Source organism: Xanthomonas sp. WHRI 10204, assembly GCF_040202875.1.
GTDB lineage: Bacteria > Pseudomonadota > Gammaproteobacteria > Xanthomonadales > Xanthomonadaceae > Xanthomonas.
Genome location: NZ_JBEGDW010000002.1, coordinates 601809 through 618889, shown reverse-complemented (window position 1 = coordinate 618889; position 17081 = coordinate 601809). Strand labels below are relative to the sequence as shown.

The following is a 17081-nucleotide window of genomic DNA, read 5'->3' as shown; positions in this document are numbered from 1 at the left end:
TATGGATTAATACTTAAATCCATAGCAGGCGATTTCATTTGCGCAAGATGATCAGCTGATATTTTTTGAGTTGTTAGGAAAGGTTGCCAGACAAACCCGAGCAGGCGTGGTCCAATTCCATGCCAAAGGCTTGTCGAGTCCCCAAGCCGCACACGCCCAACCCGCGCCGGGAGGGCACCAGCTCGGTGTCAATGCTTGGGCAAGCAGATACGAAGAGGGTTCCTCGTCCACCACTTCGAAAGTGGGAAGCTTTCGGCCCTGGCGATAGGCCCACTTTGCTTGCCCGCATTCGGCTTTCAGTTCCACGTGCGGGTAGTCCTTGGGGCTGGTCCATCGCCCACCCCAGTTCAACCCCACGATTTCTGATAGCTCCCCGAAGCGCAAGTAGCCGGCCATGACGTGCGGATTTTCAAGGTTCCAGCTGGGTTCGTTGTCGACGAAAACGGCTGCGTCCAAAGCCAGGCCGTAGTTGTGGCAGGAGGACCACGCACCCACGCTTGTCACACCGCTGGCCTCGGCCAGCAAAGCGGCTTGGCGCTCGGGGCTTCGATACCCCTCCACCGGCCGCACGTCAAATCCTTCCTTCGCCAGTTGGTCCCGAACGGCTTCTACTTTCTCACGCAACGATGGCGAAACCCCTTTCCAGACCCGTTCCTGCTTGGGGTGGAAAAAGCGATAAACGGCGCCGCGGTGGGTGGGGGTGGTCCGAGTCTGAGGGTTATTCGGTGGTGGGGCAGAAGTGCTTTGGATGGTTGAACAACCGGTCAGCAATAATGTCAGTAGGGCCGCCAAGGTGAAAAGGGTTCTAAAACCAAAGCGCATGCTTTCCTCCCAGAAAAGATCAATCGATGCTTTCAGGGGTAGTGGGTTTTCAGGAAAGCGCAAGCGCCTGAATACAAAAAGCCCCCGGCAAACCGGGGGAGGAGACCTGTCGCCGTGGGCTTAGTGAGGCGGGGAAAGAGTCAGAAACCCGGCCTCGCTCAACCATTAGCATGCAAAGATTGAAAGTCAATCCAGGAAGTTATGCCGCGATCACCACGATCTCGCCTGCCATGGAGGCCTCGTTTACGGCATCGGTATCGAAGTGTTCGATCGCGAGGAGATCGGCTTGATACGTCAGGGCTGGGATGGCCTGCGTTCCATTTTTAATGAACGAAACCACGTTGCTCAGCTGGTCTTCGGTGATGCGGAACGAAAGATCGCGATCAGAGGTCAGGGCCTTGACGCGATTCCCATTGAGCTCACCCAGGTCTTGAGCAAGGTTCTGAAGAGTTTCTTGGCCGCGCTTACGAGCACCCACCTTGGTTTGAACATGGGCGAGGAATAAGCCAAGGTTTACCAGGCGGTCTTGGAGCACTTGGATGTCAATCAGGCGGTCCACGTTGCTTGCTGCTTTGACGGCGTGGCGTTGCAACACTAGCTTGGTGAACTGGTATTGCTCATGGAAGTCCTGAAGCTTGTGCTTGAGCAGCTCGGTGTCGCCCTCCTCAAAGTGCTGTTGGCACGCGAGCACCAAGCCACGGAATTTTGCCTCATCCATCAGCAAGCTGCGCTCATGAGCCTCGCTGACCAACTGAAGTGTCTTGGCAATGCCGGCAGACTGGGCTTCGATCTGGCCGCTGATCTTGTTGAGCTTCTTACAGACGATGACGAAGCCAGCGGTCGTGACAGCCAGATTCAGGCCAGCCATGGCGAGGTTGGCCATCTGTAGTGCTTGAAGTGAACCCATGCTCTGCTGGAGGGCATCAATGCCGCCTTGAAGGTTGCCCATGCTTTGTTGCATGGCGGCCTGCAGCTGGGAAATGCTCTGTTGGGCCTGCTGCGGGTCGCTTGGGAATACAAGGTGCGCGGCGATCTGGCCCCCCTTTCCAGTTCCCGCGGCGTGTCGCACCACGCCGCCAAAAACGTTCAGCTCTCCAGAGGCGACACGCGCAAGGATGTCTTGGAGCTTGGGCAGATCACGCGCCAGCTCTGCATTGATCACAGACATGCTTTCAGCCTCTCAGAATAGTGTTGGAAATCGGCGTCAATCCGCTTGCGACGAATCTTGGCGATCTGGAGAACAGCCGGGACTGTGATGCGGAATGCTGGGCCTGTTGCTTCATAGAGCGAGTATCCCGCGGCCCCAACAGCGACAGGGCCCGCGACAAACGATGCCGCACGAGCGCCCAAAGCGGATGCAAAGCCTGCGGCCCCGCCAGCGGAGGCCAAGCCTGCTGCCGTCCCTGCGTTCTGAACTAGTTGTTGCACCACCTTGTCGATGACCGAGTTTGGCGTGGTCTCGCCAGCGCCCTCTGCAGTTGCATCCTCGGGCGAATATTTCCCGATGGCTCCCGCAAGGGCCAACTCTTCGAGAGCATAGACGTCGGCGCCCTCTGGGATCTTGCTACCCAGCTTTTTAGCAACGTCTTTGGCTAGCTCCGGGTATTCGACCCCGGAGGATCGGTAGGTGTTCATCAGGGTGTTGCCGCCGAAGTCGCAGATCTCCTTTTCCAGGACATCAGCAATCGACTGAAGGGCCCCTTCGGCCTTTCGCTTGACGATGAGCGCCTTGATGCCAGAGTCGAGCGCTAGCCGTCCCTTGCCCTTGTCGGTGATCAAGTCAGCCAGGACGTCCAGATCTTCACTGCCGGCTTGAGAAAGAAGCTCGGCCAATGGCCGGTTTCGTGGAACGCTGAAATCCATGTTTTCCCCTGTATGGGCTGCCTAACCCGTCTGTCTCTTGGCGTCAGGGCTCGATCAACAATCGGCCCCTCGAACCGGATTCTAACCAAAGCCGCCGTAGTGTCGGTCCTTGGAGTCGCATTGAAAGAGATCGGAAGTTCGGTCACTGGAAAAAGCGCGTGCAGCGCTTCTCGGCCATGAAGATCGAGGGGCGGGCGATGATGTGAGTCGAGGCAGAGTGCCCGGGGGCCGAGCGCCGGCGCCGTTGTCAGGATCTTGGTCAGCCCGAGCGGATGCTCAGCATGAAACGGATTCACTCCCTAACGCGTCCAGCGATTGCTACTTGGGTGTCCTGACGACGTCGGGACAAGACCCCAAGGCCAGGCTTCTGAGTCGCGTCAGGGTTCAACGGGTCATGTAGCGCTGATGTAGCGATGTTGGCCCTCAGTGGGTAATTCTTCGGAAAATACCCTATAAAAACATATAGATGAAAACATACGCCCGTGATGGCGCATCAGCGGGGTGTGCTCGGGAGCCCCGCTGCTGGGCTTGGATTTGTCTTTGGTGTCAGTGCTTTGCAAGAAACGTCTTCCGAAATCTGGGCGCGGTGAGGGGCGGGCAGGCGATGGCGTGCAGGGCGTGCGGCAATGGCCTGCGGTGCGCCGCGTACGGCGGTTGCGGCGGTCGGGTCGACCGGGGGGACGACAAGTTTAAGCCGAGCGGGCCGGAACCGCGATCCAGGGTGCAGCGCTGGACGCTTGGGCAGACGCACAAGCGGAGCGTTGCCGATGGGGTCAGAGCCGCGGGTTGGGTGCCCGGGCTCCGTGTGGGACATCCGCTGCAAATCGAGCCAGCGCCGCTTGCGATGGTCGTGCGGGGTGTCGTGGCCACGCGTAGTCGATTCTTGTGCGGAGGTCGTCTGGTGAAGTAGCCATGCATCCGCTTCCAGGATGTCATCTCAGTGACAGTCCACGCCTCTTTATGGCTGCCGCGAAATCTGGGATAGATAATGGTTCCGCTTAAGTAACCATGTGGTGATTATGCTGGAATGAGATCTGTCTCGAGAAATTGATGTAAATCTCGAAGTTTTTGCAGGTACCTCCGATGATCTTCGGAAGATCTGCAGAGGACCACTTTGTGATGCATGTCTCGACGGATCTGCGTGCTCACCTGCAACTCTCGTGAAAAATTGAATTTTCCCATCGGTAGCGATCTACGGCGCCCTCGGAAAAACTCGCGATCGATTGCAAATGCCTTCGAAAAATCGTTTAGGTATTACTAAAAATCTCCCGCTATAAGTGTTAAGTTCCATCTCGTTGTGGATGAGAACGCTTGCAGCCAGTCGGCTCTTCGCCAGCATCGCCGGTGGATGGGCTGTAAGGGGTAACTGCGTCCGATAGCTGCAGTCGCTATATCAAGCTGTGCGCAAGCGTGGCTGCGTGTTGTCGCTGGCTAGAAAATATGTATTGAAGACCTTTCATTTAATTGGAAGTCGAATTTCTATGGGCGGAATATGGGAGTGCGGTATGTTGAGTAAACTTCATCATGTAGGTTATCGCTGCCGGGATGCGGCAGAAACAGTGGGTTTCTATGTCGATACCCTGGGTTTGAAGTTTGCGGCGGCATTGATTGACCACGTTCCTTCCAGTGGTCTGAAGGCCACCAACAATAATGTCTTCTTTGAAATGGAAGATGGCAGCTATATCTGTTTCTTCGAGGTGCTTGGTAGTGCGCTGCCGCTGGTGCCGGTCGAGGAGGACTGGGCGCAGCATCTTGCCCTTGAAGTACGCGACAGCGAGCGGGCCGACGCACTCTGCGCCCGCTTGCGCGACAGCGGCGTCGAGGTGGAGGGGCCGGTGATCCATGACGTGGCCGGAGATGGACGGCATGCCGAATTGGCCAAGTCGTGGTACTTCCGCGACCCGAATGGGCATCGCCTGGAGCTGATCGTCAAGCCGGAGGTGGCGCAAACGGCCATCTGGGACGATCTGGAGAAGATGGCTTACGCCAATCTCGCCGCGTGGACGCAATTGAAAAGGGAGCATTTGCTTGGATGATGCTGGCCGGTTGAGTGCAGAGCCCGACCTGGCATCGCAGCACCAAAAAGGCGCGCGGGCGGTCACGGCGAACTACTGGGACTACATCAAGGTCGAGCAGCTGCTGGCCCTGCAGGGAGGACTTGACGACGATGAGTCGGCGGTCAGCAACGACGAGGCCTTGTTCATCAGCGTGCACCAGGTCCACGAGCTGTGGTTCAAGCTGGTGCTGCGCGAGTTGACCTTGACCCGTGACATGCTCAATGCACCGGACGTGGCCGGGCATCAGGTGGTTGCCGGGGTGCGTTCGCTCCGTCGTGCAATCACGGTATTCGAGCAGGCGAATCAGCATTTTCGACTGATGGAGACGATGACGGCGCGCGACTTTCTGGAGTTTCGCGAGCGGTTGACGCCAGCCAGCGGGTTTCAATCGGCGCAACTGCGCGAGATCGAGATCCTGTTGGGTCTTGAAGATGCACAACGTATTTCCATCGGCGCGGGCTCCTATCGCGATGCGCTCAAACTGCCGGATGGCAGTCCCTCGACTGCTGCGCAACGTGTCGAAGCACGCGCCAAGGCCGGCCCATCCCTCAAGCAGTGTCTGTATGCATGGCTGGCTCGGCTACCGATCGATGGCGCCACGACGCCGACAGCGAAGGAGCGCTTCGCACGTCGCTACATCCAGGCGATGCGCGCCGACAGCGAGCGTCGCTGGCGTCTGGCCGCCGAGCGTGGCAGCAGCATGGAAGAGCTGCAGCGGCTGCGTGCGCGGCATGCGGCGGAAGACGAGAGCGCCCAGGCCTTCCTGCTGGCAGACGAGCACGCGCAGCTCGACGCGCCCGCCCACGACGCACACCGTGCAGTACGTGTGGCCTTGGTGTTTGTCGAAAGTCATCGTGAGCTGCCGCAGCTTGCGTGGCCGCGCGAACTGCTGGAAAGCGTGGTCGAGCTGGAACAGGCGATGTTGATCTGGCGGCAGCGGCATGCGCGCATGGTGGAGCGCTTCATCGGCCGTCGCGTTGGTACGGGCGGTTCCGCCGGTGTGGACTACCTGGATCAGACCGCGCTGCGCTACCGAATTTTTGCCGAACTGTGGACGGCGCGCTCGTTGTTGCTGCGCACCTCCAGCGTGCCTGTGCTCGACAACCCGGACAGGTATGGATTCGCGATGGAGGGCGGCCGATGATGCCGGGATTTGCTGTCGCCACCCGTTTGCCGTTTGCGTACGACCTGTCGCCATGCCTGATCAATGCGGACGCAGGGTGTGCGCCATGACCGATACGTCGCAGGTGCTGGTGGTCGGCGGCAGCATCGCCGGCTTGATGAGCGCACTGGCGTTTGCCAGACACGGCTACCAAGTGACCGTGCTTGAACGCGACGGGGTCGTCGGCGGGTCATCGCTGGCGCGCGATGCCCATCTGCCCACGCAGCGCTGGTGGCGCAAAGGCGTGCCGCACGCGCGTCATACGCATGCGCTGGCCGCGCTGGGGCGGCAGGTGTTGCGCGAACGCGCGCCGGATATCTGGCAGGCGTTGCTGGATGCCGGCGCGGTCGAGATGCCGTTCGGCGCAACGCTTGCGCCAGGTGGCGCTGTGCCTCGCAACGATGATCCCGAGTTGTTCGGTCTGTCGACGCGCCGCTCGTTGATCGAGGACGTCGTTCGTGCGGTGGTGCTGGCAGAGCCGAACATCACGCTGCACGACGCGACCAGCGTTCACGGGCTGCTGGTTCGCGCCGACGACAGTCCACTGGTGGAAGGGGTGTGCAGCTCGCGCGGTGAGCTGCGCGCGGCGCTGACCATCGATGCGCTGGGTCGTGGCTCGGCGTTCGGCAAATGGTTGCGACAGGCCGGTGTGCAGACGCCCGATACCTTGGTGGACAACTGCGGGCTCGCATATTTCACGCGGTGGTATCGCTGCCGGCAGCGGCCTAACGTGCAACTCACTGCGGGTTTTTCGGTGGGTGGCTATGCCGCGTCCAGTGGCTGCATCGTGTGTCCCGCCGATAACGGCTATGTCTCCATCACGCTGATGGCACCGCATGGCGATAGCGCATGGCATGCCATGGTTGAGCCAGCGGTGTTCACTGCAGCCGCATGCGCACACGCCGGTATCGCGCCCTGGCTCGACGCTGGCGTCTGCGAGCCGGTATCGGAGGTGCTGCGCTGGCCAGTGTGCGAAAACCGCTATCGGTCTGCGGTGGCGAGTGGCACGCCGACAGTGGCTGCGACCATCGCGGTCGGCGATGCGTTGTGCACCACCAATCCGACCTATACGCGCGGTATGTCCTTGGCGATGCGCTACGCATATGCCGTCGCCGATCTTGCGCGTCGCGAAGGACTGGATGACCCGCTGCGGTTTGCCACCGATGCCGACGCGCTTGCAGAGCGTCTTGTGCGGCCCTGGTACGTCGATAGCGTGGCACAAGACCGCACACGCAGCGCGCTGTGGGCCGGCGAACCGCCTGCATTTCATCACCTGGATGCGATCGGTTTGCCGCACATCGCTGCCGCTGCGCGCCATGATGCAGTGGTCTGGCATGCATTGGCGCGGCGCACGGGAATGCTTGAAGACCCTTCTGCAATTTTTAATCGGCATGACGTCGTAATGCGGGTGCGCAGTCTTGCCGCGACACCTCCCGTGCCACCGCCGGCCGCACCTTCGCGAGAGGCGCTGCTGCAGCTGATCGCTCAGCACCGAGTCGCGGCCGAGCCCACCCTTGTTTCCTGATCTGCCGTTGCCGAGAGGACGTGTCTGATGCAATCACCGTGGGAATCCGACGCACCGGCTGTGCGGATGAAGCAGCGTTTTTCGCTCGATCCAGGCGTCGCCTGTCTCAATCACGGCATGCTGGGGGCATGCCCCAACGCTGTACTGGAACGCCAGACGGCGTTTCGTGCGCAGATCGAGCGGCTGCCGTCTGTGTTCATCCTGCGCGATTTACCGCGCTTACTGGATGCCTCACGCGAGGCGCTGGCTGGGGTCATCGGCGCCGATCCAGTCGATCTGGTGTTGCTGCCCAATGTGACCACCGCATTGAGCGCGGTGCTGCGCTCGCGTTCTTTTGGGCCCGACGACGAGATTCTGACCACCAACCATGCGTATTTGTCTGCACGCAACTTGCTCGACTTTGTCTCCGGCAACACCGGGGCCACCGTGGTGGTTGCGCAGGTCGCCGTGCCGGTGTCGGACTTGCAGCATGTCGTGCAGGCCGTGCTGGAACGAGTCACGCCGCGCACGCGGCTTGCCGTGTTGGATCACGTCACCAGCCCGACCGGGATCGTATTTCCGATCGAAGCCCTGGTCGCGGCGCTGGCCGAACGTGGCATCGATACAGTGGTCGATGGTGCGCATGCACCAGGCATGTTGCCGTTGGATGTGCAGGCGATCGGAGCGGCGTATTACGCGGGCGATTGCCATAAATGGCTATGCAGCCCGCGTGGTGCGGGATTTTTGCATGTGCGTCGCGATCGTCAGGCGGGCGTGCATCCGCCGGTGATCAGTCGCGGCTACGGCGACAGCAGCAGCGCTCGCCCGCGCCTTCATCTGGAATTCGACTGGCTGGGTACCTCCGACCCGACGCCGCTGCTGTGCATTCCCGAAGCGATCGTTTTCCTGCAGAACGTGCTGCCTGGCGGCCTGCCTGCAGTGTTCGCACATCACCATGCGTTGGCGCTGCGCTGTGCGCACTACCTGACGGCGCGATTGCCGCTGAAACGCCTGGCCTCCGACGGACACCTGGGGAGCATGGTGGCGTTCTCGCTGCCACCTCGCATCTGCGCGGCGTATCCCGATGCGGCTGCGCTACAGGACTGGCTGTACGACACCCATGCCATCGACGTGGCAGTGAACGCGTGGCCAGACAACGCGAGCTACGTGCTGCGCGTTTCCATGCAGGTCTATGCCGCGATGGAGGATGTGGTCCGACTGGGCGATGCGTTGCAAGGCGCCTTTGCTGCGCTGGACGAACGAGATGCGCTGATGCAGGCCGTCACTGCGGGAGTTGCGCGATGAATGTAATCGGGATCGATCGTCAACATGTGCTGATTACCGGCGGTGCAGGAGGCATCGGCATCGAGCTGGTGCATGTTTTTGCGCAGGCCGGTTACAGGGTGAGCTTTACCTACCGCCCGGGGGAGGAGAGCCGGCAACGGGCGCAGGCGCTGCTCGATGAGGTCGGCGATGAGTACGTGCACGCATTGGAGCTGGATGTGGGCGACCAGCAGAGCCACGCGCAACTGATGCAGGTACTGTCTTTGCCGCTGGACATCGTGATCCATAACGCTGGCGTCGGCACCAAGACCGTTGAACGTGCGGCGGCCAGCTACAAGGAACAGGACGAGGTGTTTTTCCGGGTCAATACGCTGGGGCCGCTGTGGCTCAGCGAGGATGTTATCCCGAGCATGCTGGCGCGCGGACACGGCAAGATCGTGTTCATGAGTTCGGTGGACGGCGGAATCACGCACTTTCCGCGCTTTCGCGCTGCCGATGGCATGAGCAAGGCGGCGGTGGCGTTTCTGGGGCGGCAACTTGCGGCCACCTACGCCTGCACAGGTATCGATGTCTTCACTGTCTGTCCTGGCGCCACCGATACGCCGATGTTTCAGGCCAGTACCTTGAATGCATTGTCGGCCGAACAACGCCAGGCGCTTGAAGCATCGCTGCCCGGCGGGCGGTTGATCGCGCCGCGGGAGATTGCCGACCTGTGCTTTTACCTGTGCCGCGATGAGGCACGCATTTTACGTGGCGCGGTGATCGATGCTTCGCTTGGGCTGGGCGTGTGCCCGGCCGTCATGGGATAAGGGAGTCTTACGCATGCCTGTGCCGTCGAACAGTTTTTGGGAGCAATGGCTCACCGCGCATCGTGCCAAGCCCGATGCCTGCATCACCTATTCGTTGTCGCCTTCGCCGCCATTGCAGCGCTATCTGGCGCAGCTGGATCCTGCGCAGTCGCTGGATTGGACCGGCGAGGACTATCAAGGCTTGCCACTGCTGCGCGAACGGGTGCTGGCGCAGTATGGGTATGCCAGCACGTGCGGGTTGCAGGATGTGCTGATCACCGCCGGCGCGCAGGAGGCGAATTATTTGGTGCTGACGCAGTTGCTCGCTGCTGGCGATGAGTTCGTCATCGATGCGCCGGGGTGGCAGCAACCGCTGGTGCTGGCACAGCAAATCGGTGCGGTGCCCAAGTTGGTGACGCGTTCGGAGGCATCCAACTGGGCGTTGGATATCGACCAGCTCGAAGCGTTGGTCACGCCCAAGACCAAGCTCATCTTCCTGTGCAATCCCAACAATCCGACTGGACGCGTGGAGAACCTGGCGACGCTGCAGCGCATTGTGGCTGCGGCAGAGCGCGTGGGGGCCTACATCCTTTCCGACGAGGTCTATCGCGGTCTGGAGTGGGATCGGCAAGAGACCCCACGCATCGCAACCCTTTACGACCGCGGAGTGAGTACCGGCAGCGTGTCGAAGCTGCTCGGCCTGCAGGGCTTGCGGACCGGCTGGATGGTGACGCGCGACCAAGCCTTGCTCAATGCGGCGATGGTACTGCGCGAAAACACCAGCGAGATCATGAACGTGCTGGGGGAGCGCATTGCCGAGGTCGCGCTGCGACCGGAACATTTCGATGCGACGGTCGAGCACTCGCGTGCGATGGGGCGCGCGCGGATCGATCTACTGGATCGCTTTGTCGCCGAGCAGCCGGCACTGACATGGCAGCGGCCGCAGGCAGGCCTGCTCGGTCTTGCACATCTCGACTTGCCGATCGACGCCGATGCCTTCAGTCGCCGGTTGCTTGCGCCGCCGTTCAAGACATTTGTGATGTCCGGTGGTGCGTATGCATGCCCGCAGCACCTGCGGTTGGGGGCGGGCGGTGTGTCGCCTGCGGAACTGGAGCTGGGTCTGGCGCGGATGGCGCAGTTGCTGGCCGAATGGAGCTGATCTTTGTCTCGTCATTATTGATTGGAGGGTAATCGGGTGCAATGCAGAAGGCCGGCTGCTCACGCAGCCGGCCTTCGTATTGCGCCATTTCTTGCTAAAAACGCCGGCTTAGAACTCTTGCCAATCCGCGCCATTGCTGGACGCGCTGGCGACCACCGCCGGTCTGGCCGGACGCTTGATCGATGTCGCGGCAACGCGTGGGTTTGCTGCGGCAACGCCGGCCGGCTTCTTGGGATGCAACACGGTCGGTGCAGCTGCGCGCACAACCGACGGGCGTTCGGCTTCGATCTTGAAGATCGACACCGCCTGCCTGAGCTGCACGGCCTGCTCTTCCATCGAGCGAGCGGCGGCGGTGGCTTCTTCCACCAGCGCGGCATTTTGCTGCGTGGTTTCGTCCATCTGGGTGACAGTGAGGTTGACCTGTTCGATACCGGCCGACTGCTCCTGCGAGGCGGCGGAAATCTCGCCCATGATGTCGGTGACGCGCTGCACGCTGGCCACGATCTCGGCCATCGTGGTGCCGGCGCTGTGCACCAGTGCCGACCCTTCGGCCACACGCTCGACCGAATCGTCGATCAGGCTCTTGATCTCCTTGGCCGCAGCGGTGGAGCGCTGGGCGAGGGTGCGCACTTCGCTGGCGACCACCGCAAAACCGCGGCCTTGTTCGCCGGCGCGTGCGGCTTCGACCGCTGCGTTGAGTGCCAGGATATTGGTCTGGAAGGAGATGCCGTCGATGACGCTGATGATGTCGGCGATCTTCTTGGACGAGGCTTCGATGCCGGTCATGGTGCCCACGACCTTGCTGACGATGTCGCCGCCCTGTGAGGCGACGCTAGCAGCACCGATCGCCAGCTGATTGGCCTGGCGCGCATGTTCGGCGTTCTGGCGCACGGTGGAGGTGAGTTCTTCCATCGATGCGGCGGTTTCTTCCAGGTTAGCGGCCTGCTGCTCGGTACGTTGCGACAGATCCTGATTGCCGGCGGCAATTTCGCTGGCCGCCGAATTGATCGACACCGCCGAGTGCTGGATGCGCCCGACAATTTCGGCCAGCTGTGTGGCGGTAGCGTTGGCGTCGTCGCGCATCTGTGCGAACACCCCCTTGAAGTCGCCGCTCATGCGTGCGGTCAGATCGCCTGCGGCGATGGATTGCAGCAGCGACGACAGCGATTGCAGATTGCCATCGGCGGTAGCCATCAGCTGGTTGAGGCTGTCGACCATGATGTGGAAGTCGTACTGGAAGCGGTCGGCATCGCCGCGCGCGCTGAAATCGCCGTTGGCCGCCGACTGCGCCAGCTGCTTGATCTCGGTATTCATCGCCGACAGGTTGGCCTTGACCTCGTTCATGGTCTGGGTGAGTACGGCTTTTTCGCCGGGCAGCGCGTCCATGCTCTCGCTCAGGTCGCCGATGGCATAGCGGCCCATGATGCGCGCGAGCGTGGTCTGCACGGCCAGATGCGAGGCAACCAGGGTATTGGTGTCCTGCGCCATGCGGCCGTAGTCGCCGGGAAATGCGTTGGCATCGATACGGAAGCTGATCTGCCCATCGTTGTGGCGCTTGGCCATGTCGCCCTGGGCGCTGAGCAAGGCTTGCAGCTGTGTCTGCATGCCGCTCATGGCGCGCAGCAGGCGGCCGGTTTCGTCTTTTGCATCGGTCTGGACGTTGTTATCCAACTGACCATTGGCGATGGCCTCGGCTGCCTTGGTCGCACGCGCGAGCGGCTGGGTCAGGCTGCGGGTGATGAGCCAGGCCAGCAGGCTGCTGATCGCCACAACAGCGATGCCGCCCAGGCTGATCAGCAGCTTGCCGCGTTTCATCGACGCAACCGCTTCGGTGTAGGCCTGATGGCTCTGATCTTCCTGGCGGGTGACCAGCTCGCGGATCTTGTCCTGCCACGCCATGGTGGCAGGGCGTGCCTTCGCACTCAGTAGCGCCTGCGCCGGTGCATTGTCGTCTGCGGCCGCCAGTTTCATGACCTCGTCGTTGATCTTGGCCGAGATCGTGCGCCGCTCGTCCAGCACTGCGCGAATCTTGCGGCCTTCCTCCGAGCTGGGCAGCGTGTCGAGCTTGGCGCGCAGGTCGCTGTAGCGCTGGCGTTGCTCCTTGATGGTCGCCAGCGCTTCGGCGTCGAGCTCCGCGCTGGTTGCCATCGCGTACGTGCCCAGCGCGATCAAAATTGTGGAGTTCGCGTCCAGCATGCCGTTGCCGATCTGGATCTTGGCCATGCGATCCAGAACGATAAAGTCCAATTGCTGCTTGGCGTTGGCCATGGTGACCAGGCCGATCGCCACGAGCAGGCTCGACAGCAAGATCAGGATTCCAAATGCAGCGCCTAGGCGGCGGCCGACGTTATAGCGTTGCAAATAAGCAGTCATGTGGGTGGTCCTGGTGTCCATAAAGAAGGCACCGACCCGCGGGCGCGTGAAGTACGCGTGATGGCTCGGCAACGGGTTAGCGACCAACCACCACAGAACTGAAATCCTGCGGCCGAGCTCGCGTTTAGCCGGTATTTGCCCCGCGCTGTCAGGGAAAAACCGACTGACAATGCGCTGGATTTCTGGTGTTCATCGCCCATGCCATTGCGCGGCCGGTGACTGATCAGGCGCACTGCACATTGCCGTTGACGTACAGGCGCTACGCTGCGGCACTCTCAATGCTCGCGGTACGCTTGGAATGGACACTCGTAACGAGGAATGGATGCGCGCAGTGACCGATGCGCTCAGCGACCTGCTGGCCGCGCGTGTTGCGCAGGCCACGCTGCTGGAAGCCATGCTGGTGTCGCATCCCGATCCGGCGGCCTTGCGGAAGGCCTGGGACGAACTGTCGTCTCAGCGGATCGCGATCGTTGCACAGAACAAGGCAGTCGCCTCGGTGGAACGGCCAATGGATGAGTACACGCTGGAACAATTCCAGGCCTGGGAAGAAAAGTTTCGTCGCTATTTTCCGCGCGATGTGGATAGGCAATAGATCCGCGGTCGAGCGTTCTCGCAGCCGTAGAAAACGCAAAGCAACAGACGGAGAGCGGTGTATCTCCGTGACGCCTGCTTGCTTGCCCCGATACAGAAAGCTCCGCACAACCTGCGGGATGCTTGAAGTTCAAATGCCACGGCCGAGATGACGCGCGTCGTGGGCTTGAGCTTGGCACAATGCCGCGGGATTGGTGCGCGTGCAGCGTTTCGTCCACTGCGGGTCGCTCAAGGCGTCCCAATACTGCAGCAGATCAATCCGCAGCATCCTCATTAGTGCGTACGGCTGACGACCAGGGCGTCCTGGCATCGAGGGGGCTGCACAAGCAGCCCAAGCAACTGCTGTGACGCAACGTCTCTGTGGCCCGCGCACTTCAGTGCAGCCAAAATAGGGCGCCTGCGGTCAATCGTGATGACAAAAAATGGCAGATGTTGGCTCGCCCAGGCTGTCGTACGGTCTTTGTTGGGTGTCATCAGTCAGTCATTGTTGTCGCTGTTCACGCAGCTCGCTTCGCGTGCGGAAGATCAGTCGCCATGCAAGCGCCAACAGCGCAGTGTGGAAAGACAATCGGCCGCCAAACCAGACTTCCGCGCAGCGTGCGTCGCACGCGGTTCAAGGCCAGCCGCGCAGCGGTCTGTGCGCGGTGCCTTGCATCACCGCCTGTTGCTTCGGGGGTAGGACTCTTTCGCCTTTGGAAAAGCTAAGATCGAAACTTGTGCAAAGTCGGAGGTGCCAATGATCGATCGTCGTACTTTTCTTGCCACGGGTGTGGTGGCCGCTGCCGCCAGCTTCAGTTCCCCGGCGGCGCGGATCACACAGACGCCGCGCGCAAACGGGCCGGCACCGTGGGGTGCGCTGCCCAGCAAGCGACAGCTACGGTGGCATCGGTGGGAGCAATACGCCTTCGTGCATTTTGCGATGAATACCTTCACTGACAAGGAATGGGGCTACGGCGACGAGGATCCGCGCAAATTCGATCCCAGCGATTTTTCAGCCGATCAGATCGTCGCTGCTGCCAAGGCTGGCAATCTGAAAGGGCTCATTTTTACGGCCAAGCACCACGATGGGTTCTGTCTCTGGCCGACGCGCTTGACTGAGCATTGCATCCGGAACTCGCCGTACAAGAACGGCAAAGGCGACATCGTTGGTGAGATGGCTGCGGCGTGTCGACGCGCTGGCCTGGCGTTCGGCCTCTATCTCTCGCCCTGGGATCGCAACCACGCCGAGTATGGGCGGCCCGGCTATCTCGACTATTTCCGCAAGCAGATCGTCGAACTCTGCACGGGCTATGGCGACCTGTTCGAGTTCTGGTTCGATGGCGCCAATGGTGGCGACGGCTATTACGGTGGAGCGCGCGAAGCGCGCAAGATCGATGCGCCCGCTTACTACAACTGGCCACGCATGATCGAGCTGGTGCATCGGCACCAGCCGATGGCCTGCACCTTCGACCCGCTCGGCGCCGATATCCGGTGGGGCGGCAACGAGGACGGTGTCGCCGGCGATCCGTCCTGGCCCACCATGCCCAATGCGCCCTACACACAGGAAAACGGCAATTCCGGGGTGCGCGGAGGGGCGCTGTGGTGGCCGGCCGAAACCAACACCTCGATCCGCCCGGGCTGGTTCTACCATGCCGATGAAGACGGCAAGGTGCGCAGCCCGGAGAATCTGGTGCGCTATTTCGACACCTCGGTGGCGCGCGGCACCAACATGAACCTCAATCTCCCGCCCGACCGACGCGGCCGCATCGCCGACCACGACGTGGCGGTGCTGCAGAGTTTCGGCGACGCAATCCGCGCCAGCTTCGCCATCGATCTGGCCAAGGGCGCCAAGGCCAGCGCCAGCGCGTCGCGTGGTGCTGGGTTCGAGCCGGCGCGCGTGCTTGATCGGCAGCCGGACAGCTACTGGTCCACACCGGATTACGTCACCACGCCGACGCTGACGCTCGACCTGTCGGCGGTGCACAGCTTCGATTTGATCCGGTTGCGCGAGTACCTGCCGCTGGGCGTGCGCGTCACCCGCTTTGCGGTCGAAGCCGAGGTCGATGGGCAATGGCAGCGGCTGGCCGAAGCGCAATGTATCGGTGCACAGCGCATCGTGCGGCTGGAGCGCCCGGTTGCCGCGCGCCGGGTGCGCCTGGTCGTGCTTGAGGCGCCGGTGTGCCCGGCGATCAGCGAATTCGCGCTGTTCCGCGCCGTGGCGCCGGTGCCGGTGGCACGCCCCACGGCAAACGCGCCGGACGTGCTGTCCACCGCCGGTTGGCGCATCGTCGAGGCGAGCGCGCCAGGGGCGGACACGTTGCTGGACGACAATGCCAGCACGATCTGGATCACGCCCGCTCCCACGCCGGGCCATCCCGCGCAGGTGACCATGGACCTCGGTGCGCTGCATCAGGTGGCCGGTTTCAGCCTCACGCCCTCGCGCACGGTGATGAACGGTGCGGCGCCACCGAAGGGCTATCGCGCCGAAACCAGCGAAGATGGTCAACGCTGGCAGCCGGCCGGCGCCGGCGAGCTATCCAATATCGCCTACGCGCTCTCGACCCAGCGCCTGAATTTCCCCGAGGTCCGCCAGATCCGCTACCTGCGGCTGTCGTTCGCTGAAACGGCGGTGCCCGCCGAGCGGCTGGCGATCGCGGGTATCGGTGCGTTTTCGCGCTTGCGATAAACGCTTGCCTCCCTCGCGGCCAAGCGCTGCGAGGGAGTGCATCGCTGGAGCGAGGCAGTTTCACAGGCGTGAGAAGGCGCGAGCGGCGGTGAAGCTGTGCCTCCCGGACGACGCGCGATGGTGCGTGGCGCATTACGCAGGCAACCTGGTGGGTATGGAACAGAAACAGCATGAGCGGATGCAGGCCGCGACCGAAGCGCCTGGCGATCTGCTGGACGCGCGCGTGGCCACGACCGTTGTTCGAAGTGATGCCGGTGTCGCATCCGGATCCGGTCATGCGCCGCAGAGCGTGGGACGAGCTGTCGTCGCAACGCATCGCTTACGTGGCCAAGCAAAAAACGGTGGCCGACGATCCACGTCCCATGGAGGGGTACATCACACGCTTGCGTAGTTCCTGGCATGGGATGAGACGCTCAATCGTTGTTTCCCCCGGTGTCTGGACATGAGCGATAAGCAAGATTGAATCGCCTGACCTGAGCACGGTGTGCAACTGGTACAGGACGTCGGTTGCGGGTCTCATTCGAGCTGGCATCGTCGCAAGGCACCGATTGTCATTCACTGTCGGTGGCTGGGATGCATGCGCCAGGCTTTCAGCGGCAATGCCATTGTGTGCCGTCGTTGCTAGCTGGATCAGACTCGGCGGAATAGAGCAGTGTTTGTCAGTGGTATCGAGCGCCGCATCGCGACCAATAGCAATCAACACAGTACTGACGAGCTGAGTGTTGCCCGAAGATAGCCTGGCGGGTTAGCCAACTCGCATCGCCGGCAGGTGCAGGCTTCCCAAATCAGCCCGGAAGCGGTAGTGCCTTCATT

Annotated in this window: 12 protein-coding genes and 2 pseudogenes; 9 read left to right on the top strand and 5 right to left on the bottom strand. The window is 61.8% G+C overall.

The window, feature by feature from the left end:
• Positions 1-51 precede the first annotated feature (51 nt).
• From ABQZ00_RS13435 to ABQZ00_RS13425, 3 genes are all read right to left on the bottom strand, one after another.
• A complete protein-coding gene (locus ABQZ00_RS13435; RefSeq protein ID WP_323538096.1) occupies positions 52-885 on the bottom strand; it encodes a M15 family metallopeptidase in 834 nt (277 codons plus the stop codon).
• 136 nt (positions 886-1021) lie between these two features.
• Entirely contained in the window at positions 1022-1990 is a 969-nt protein-coding gene (locus tag ABQZ00_RS13430) for a flagellar hook assembly protein FlgD (RefSeq protein WP_323536125.1), read from the bottom strand.
• Entirely contained in the window at positions 1981-2685 is a 705-nt protein-coding gene (locus tag ABQZ00_RS13425; RefSeq protein ID WP_323536124.1) for a YaaW family protein, read from the bottom strand. Before ABQZ00_RS13425 ends, ABQZ00_RS13430 begins: the two co-directional genes overlap by 10 nt.
• Before the next feature lie 1505 nt (positions 2686-4190).
• On the opposite strand from ABQZ00_RS13425, the gene ABQZ00_RS13420 reads away from it, so the two are divergent.
• From ABQZ00_RS13420 to ABQZ00_RS13395, 6 genes are all read left to right on the top strand, one after another.
• Complete coding sequence (locus ABQZ00_RS13420; protein ID WP_115553301.1) at positions 4191-4721, top strand: VOC family protein; 531 nt, start codon at positions 4191-4193, stop codon at positions 4719-4721.
• Entirely contained in the window at positions 4714-5886 is a 1173-nt protein-coding gene (locus ABQZ00_RS13415; protein ID WP_323538097.1) for a tryptophan 2,3-dioxygenase family protein, read from the top strand. Before ABQZ00_RS13420 ends, ABQZ00_RS13415 begins: the two co-directional genes overlap by 8 nt.
• An 85-nt stretch (positions 5887-5971) precedes the next feature.
• Positions 5972-7429 (top strand): FAD-dependent oxidoreductase, encoded by a 1458-nt coding sequence (locus ABQZ00_RS13410; protein WP_323538098.1) that lies wholly within the window; start codon positions 5972-5974, stop codon positions 7427-7429.
• A 27-nt stretch (positions 7430-7456) separates the two neighbouring features.
• Positions 7457-8713 (top strand): aminotransferase class V-fold PLP-dependent enzyme, encoded by a 1257-nt coding sequence (locus ABQZ00_RS13405; RefSeq protein ID WP_323538099.1) that lies wholly within the window; start codon positions 7457-7459, stop codon positions 8711-8713.
• Entirely contained in the window at positions 8710-9501 is a 792-nt protein-coding gene (locus ABQZ00_RS13400; protein ID WP_323538100.1) for an SDR family oxidoreductase, read from the top strand. The genes ABQZ00_RS13405 and ABQZ00_RS13400 overlap by 4 nt, the downstream gene beginning before the upstream one ends.
• 13 nt (positions 9502-9514) lie before the next feature.
• Entirely contained in the window at positions 9515-10639 is a 1125-nt protein-coding gene (locus ABQZ00_RS13395) for an aminotransferase class I/II-fold pyridoxal phosphate-dependent enzyme (RefSeq protein WP_323538101.1), read from the top strand.
• 108 nt (positions 10640-10747) lie between these two features.
• Here ABQZ00_RS13395 and ABQZ00_RS13390 read toward each other — a convergent pair whose 3' ends face one another.
• The gene (locus ABQZ00_RS13390; protein ID WP_323538102.1) at positions 10748-13012 is read right to left on the bottom strand and encodes a methyl-accepting chemotaxis protein; all 2265 of its coding nucleotides are present in this window, start codon (positions 13010-13012) and stop codon (positions 10748-10750) included.
• Between the two features lie 298 nt (positions 13013-13310).
• On the opposite strand from ABQZ00_RS13390, the gene ABQZ00_RS13385 reads away from it, so the two are divergent.
• Entirely contained in the window at positions 13311-13604 is a 294-nt protein-coding gene (locus ABQZ00_RS13385; protein WP_055845404.1) for a hypothetical protein, read from the top strand.
• A gap of 129 nt (positions 13605-13733) precedes the next feature.
• On the opposite strand, the pseudogene ABQZ00_RS23845 reads toward ABQZ00_RS13385, so the two are convergent.
• A pseudogene (locus tag ABQZ00_RS23845) lies at positions 13734-13907 on the bottom strand (transposase); the annotation flags it as partial.
• A 432-nt stretch (positions 13908-14339) separates the two neighbouring features.
• Here ABQZ00_RS23845 and ABQZ00_RS13375 point away from each other — a divergent pair.
• Together ABQZ00_RS13375 and ABQZ00_RS13370 are read left to right on the top strand one after the other, a co-directional pair.
• Entirely contained in the window at positions 14340-16268 is a 1929-nt protein-coding gene (locus ABQZ00_RS13375; protein ID WP_323538103.1) for an alpha-L-fucosidase, read from the top strand.
• A gap of 131 nt (positions 16269-16399) precedes the next feature.
• Positions 16400-16731 (top strand): annotated as a pseudogene (locus tag ABQZ00_RS13370) (hypothetical protein).
• Positions 16732-17081: the final 350 nt, after the last annotated feature.